The organism is Erythrobacter donghaensis, assembly GCF_001557325.1.
Lineage (GTDB): Bacteria > Pseudomonadota > Alphaproteobacteria > Sphingomonadales > Sphingomonadaceae > Erythrobacter > Erythrobacter donghaensis_B.
This window is the reverse complement of sequence record NZ_LSJS01000216.1, coordinates 1-4,345: the sequence shown is the minus strand read 5'-3', so window position 1 is coordinate 4,345 and position 4,345 is coordinate 1. Positions and strand designations below refer to the sequence as shown.

General features: G+C 59.5%; 5 protein-coding genes. All 5 read right to left on the bottom strand.

The window, feature by feature from the left end; translation table 11 throughout:
* Positions 1-144: 144 nt before the first annotated feature.
* Positions 145-786 carry a plasmid pRiA4b ORF-3 family protein gene (locus AX692_RS13045; protein WP_073977720.1) on the bottom strand — a complete coding sequence of 214 codons (642 nt, stop codon included), beginning with the start codon at positions 784-786 and terminating at the stop codon, positions 145-147.
* A 79-nt stretch (positions 787-865) separates the two neighbouring features.
* Complete coding sequence (locus tag AX692_RS13040) at positions 866-1,159, bottom strand: helix-turn-helix domain-containing protein (RefSeq protein ID WP_230961062.1); 294 nt, start codon at positions 1,157-1,159, stop codon at positions 866-868.
* 403 nt (positions 1,160-1,562) lie between these two features.
* A complete protein-coding gene (locus tag AX692_RS19720) occupies positions 1,563-2,558 on the bottom strand; it encodes a hypothetical protein (protein WP_155646319.1) in 996 nt (331 codons plus the stop codon).
* Between the two features lie 145 nt (positions 2,559-2,703).
* Entirely contained in the window at positions 2,704-3,657 is a 954-nt protein-coding gene (locus AX692_RS13035) for a tetratricopeptide repeat protein (RefSeq protein WP_073977719.1), read from the bottom strand.
* Positions 3,658-3,808: 151 nt separating this feature from the next.
* Complete coding sequence (locus tag AX692_RS13030) at positions 3,809-4,168, bottom strand: hypothetical protein (RefSeq protein ID WP_073977718.1); 360 nt, start codon at positions 4,166-4,168, stop codon at positions 3,809-3,811.
* Positions 4,169-4,345: the final 177 nt, after the last annotated feature.

Here is a 4,345-nt window from a genome sequence, read left to right as displayed (position 1 = left end):
GAGGGTGTCATCTCTATCTAGCAGAGGGGTGTCATTTCTATTTAGCGCCTACAGTTCTCAAGATTGATAATAAACATTATGTTAATACCGATACCTTAACTGTCCATGTAAACTGTGTCCAGTGTGATTGTGCGACAGTTGCTGTCATGGCATCTTCATGGACTCGATTTGTCGCGCCCGATAGTCGCCGCGACTTACGCGCAAGGCTCGCGCAATCGCGCGGTTGGCAGCCTCAAGATCAAAGCGCTCCGGGTCAAACTTGCGTCCCGCCCAGCGCCGATTGTCCGCGTGCTCCTCATGGTCAGGATCGCGCCACGCCTCAAGGAAGGCTTCATAGCCGCTGTCTCCACCGACATCCTCCGGCGGACAGCTGCGCGATCCGGCAATGCAGCGAGGGTATTTGACGCCTTGCGCCCGGGGCATTGGGGTCAGGATGAGCCGGTGCTGCCAGTTATCGCCGAAGTCGTACTGGTAGAGAATCTCGAGCTGCGCATCAGGCTCATAGGGAAACCGCAGGTCGCGCAGGTGCACCTCGGTCGCCTCAATCACCCGGGGGCCATCGGCATCTTCTTCGAGGTGTTCAGGCGCGCCGATAACCAGCCCGCCCACGATGAACTGGTGCAAATGGCTGTCGGTCCACCCAATGGCCGCCTGCAGCACCTCGTGCAATTGCGCGAAGTTGAGGTCGCGCGGCAATTCCAGCGTCCGGCTGATAACCGGCTCGATCCCGAGGATCTGAGCTTCGAGCCGGATGATGAAGTCGTAGGGATCGAAGCGCTTTGCCATGCGGCAATGATGCCGCCGCAGCGCGGCGCCCGCAAGTTCGGGGGTACTAACAGTGCCGGCAAAGAGGTCCGCAATGGCCTCAGCGCAGAAGCTCGCTGACCAGCGAGGGCCGCCGGGCGATCATCGCCAGCAGCACCTGCGCCGGGCCGGTCGGCTGCCTGCGGCCATGCTCCCAATTGAGCAATGTGCCCTTGGCGACACCGATGCTGCGTGCAAACGCGCTTTGCGACAGCCCTGTCCGGGCCCGGATCGCCGCGACATCCACAACCGGCACTTCGATGGTGTGCACGCGCGCGCCAGCCTCCTTGCCCTGAGCATGGTCCAGCGCCTCGTTCAGTCCCTGCATGATGCTCTCGTAAGCCGTGCTCATCATCGATCTTTAGTAGATAGAGATCCGGGTCTCGCGTTCGTTATCGCGCATGACGGCCTTGACGCGGCGCTCAGACTCGGGCCGTTCGACAACGACCTGCAAGGTCGTTGTGCGCGTCAACTATGCGCCGCCGACCCATAGGACAATGACGCATATGCAGCGCGGAGAGCACGGAAAGACATCGGCCTGCCCTGCCCCTTCAGTGGTTATCTGGGACATGAAACCTGAGGGGATGCCTGGGTTTTGTAAAAGCCGGGTTGAAGGTTCGCCCTCCAACCCGACACCCTAAATCCAAGGAATTCAATCGCACTTTCAGGCAGTTCGTGGCAAGATTTACAACTGTATCGACGCAACCTTCATATTCTGGCTGCCGCAACGAACCCTGAGGCCAGTGCGTTTATCATCGTCAATCGCAAACCATACCGTCAGGAGTTCCGTCTGAACGGATGATTCCTGGAACGCAGTTAGTCCCTGACGATGACCCGCTATCAAGTCCACCGACAAGCGCACCGACTGCCGCATCCCGCATCGCCTGCCCTTGAGCTGCAGTCCGAAGACCGCGGCATCCGATGACGGCGTCCCAGAACTGGATGCAGCTCAGGTTCGGTCCGTTCATCTCCACCATGACGGAGCCGGGCGCGCCGCCGTTGTAGGTGTATTCGCCGCGCATCACATAGGTCCCCACCCCGGCCTTGCCTGACACGATCTTGACGTTCGTCAGGCTGCCAGGATCATAGCGATTGAAAGCCCAACCTTGGGAGTCCTGGCGGACATATTGTTCGAATTTCCGGGTCAGAGCCGGGCCGGCAGATGGAAGTGCGGCGTATCGTGCGGCTGCCTCAGCAGCAGCAATCCTGTCCTTTTCCGCCTGCAACGCCAACTGGCGATCGCGTTCGACATAATCGACCAGAGACGTTGCGCTGGTGGTCACCACGCCTCGATACTTTTCTCCGCGCCGACCAGTGTTTTCCGTTCTCGCATTAAATCCGTTGCGGTCGCAATCGGCTGTGTACCGGGAGCCGTCGTTCATGGTTATCTGGCAAGTGGTGCCCACTCTTGTCCCCGTCATGGTGCCAGAACCTGCGCCAGCGGCCTCCCCCTGTTGTCGCCAAACACCTTTTAAGGTGTTGCCCTCGTATTCTACCTCGATCCGCACTGTACCGCGGTAAGGTTCAGAAGAACCACTGGTTGCTGACTCGATGAGAGCACCCAAGCTGAGGCGTCGCGGAGGACGCATAGGCGTTGACTTGGTGCCCTCGTAGCTGCCCTCGTAAACGATCTTGCCCCTGAAATCGTCCGCGATAACCGCAGACTCCACATTGCCGGCCTGGGCGAGGAGCGGGGCATGACCAAATGCTGACAAACCAATAATTGCGACAAACATCAAAGATGATTTTTTCATAACTGGCTCCTGAGTTTTATAAAGCATCGGACCGGCCGATATTCAATTGAACTATTTGTGAAATTTTGCGAAAAATTGCGCTCAAATCGTTCAGATAAGATGCGGTTTTGCCGACAAGCTCATTTCATGCGGCAGTTGGCCAATCTCATGCCTGCCTGCCTGCAATGACCGCCAGATTTTCATCCGCGAGTGCGCGGATTTCGGCAGTGGCACCTTCCTTCGATGCCTCGAGCCACTTGCGTGCTTCGCCATCATCGCGAGGCACACCAGCGCCGTTCATGTAGGCAACGCCAAGGTTCAGCTGGGCCTCGGACAGGCCCAGTTGCGCTGCATCGCGGTAAAGCTCGAAAGCACGTACCGGATCTTTGGCAACACCGGCGCCATACTCGTAGGCGACACCGAGATTGAACATGGCCTCCGGTTCGCCAAGCTCGCTGCCCCTTGCGAAGGCAGCATTGGCCTTTTGCGCATCTTCCGGGAGTGGCCCGCCGGGCAAATAGAGGTTCCCGATGACAGTGTGGGCTGACGCCAAGCCCTGCGCTGCTGCCTTTTGCGCCCAAATCAACGCGCTGCCGCCATCTTTCGGGCCTCCAACTCCTCTGGAGTAGAAGCGGGCCAGATCGAGTTGGGCTCCGGCATTTCCGGCCTCTGCGGCTTGGCTCGTCCAATATCGTGCAAGCACCAGATCCTTAGGGCCGTCTTGTCCGAGATAGTAAGCGAGTCCCAGATGCTGAGCGGCTTCTGCCACACCCAACATGGCGGCCGGGCGGATCAAGGCGATGACGCCGGGGGCGTCACCTGACTGGGCGGCTATCCGGCGGTTCTCGCCGATGCCCAGCGCAATAAGCGCCGCCGAGATCACGCCGAAGAGAACAAGCCCGAATACAGCCGTCATCGCTGGGAGCCAGCGGCCAAAACGAGCTGCGCGCTCTCGAAGAATGGAAATGAAGGGGACGGCCATGAGCATCAGGCCGACGCCGGCGACGAGTGGCACAAATCCCCACAGAGCCGACTGCGTCCACCCCCAGATCAGCAGCAGACCTGCGGCTGCCAGAATGATCCCGGTGGCCAAAGACATGAAGGATTTTATCGATTTCATGGGTGTTGCTCCCGCTCGCCCCACCCAATGACCTAGGTCCGCCTGGATTGGGGGATGTTGAAGGGTGTGATTCCACGGCGCGCCCCATCGGCCATGGGCCTGGCGCTTTTGCGTGGAGTGGGAGGGTCAGACCGATGACCCGCAGTGAGGATCAAATGTCGTACTTGCGTCCATCGAGGCTGCATGCCTTGCCGAAGGAGCGATAGGCGGAGCAGGTGCGGATGCCGTTGCTGAACGACATGTAGACGGTGTCCGACAGGGTGTCGTCGCCGCAGCGATAGTCATAGCGAGCGGCGACCACGACCCGAACCGCATCACTCGCGATGATCTGCACGTTGCGCGCGCTCCAGTTTACGTAGGAGCAGGCCCATCCATCGACCCTGACAAGCTCGCGAAGCTGGCTGTCGGCGAACTGCTCGTTCGTCTGCGCTGCGGCGGGCTGAGCGATGCCGAGCGTGATGAGAGCGGCTGCGATGGCGCCGGTGGTACGGTTGAAGAGAGTGTTGCGCATGATGTGGTCTCCCTGCTGCTGGGGCTGCGTGGTGCATCCCCGTTTGGTGAGACCAGAATTATCGGCCGCAAGTGCCCTCAGGAACTTTCAATTCCCGAAAGGGGCTTTTTCATGCTTCTTTACAACATCTTACCGCCCTTCACCGGCGATGATGAACGGTGCCCATGCGCTGGGGTG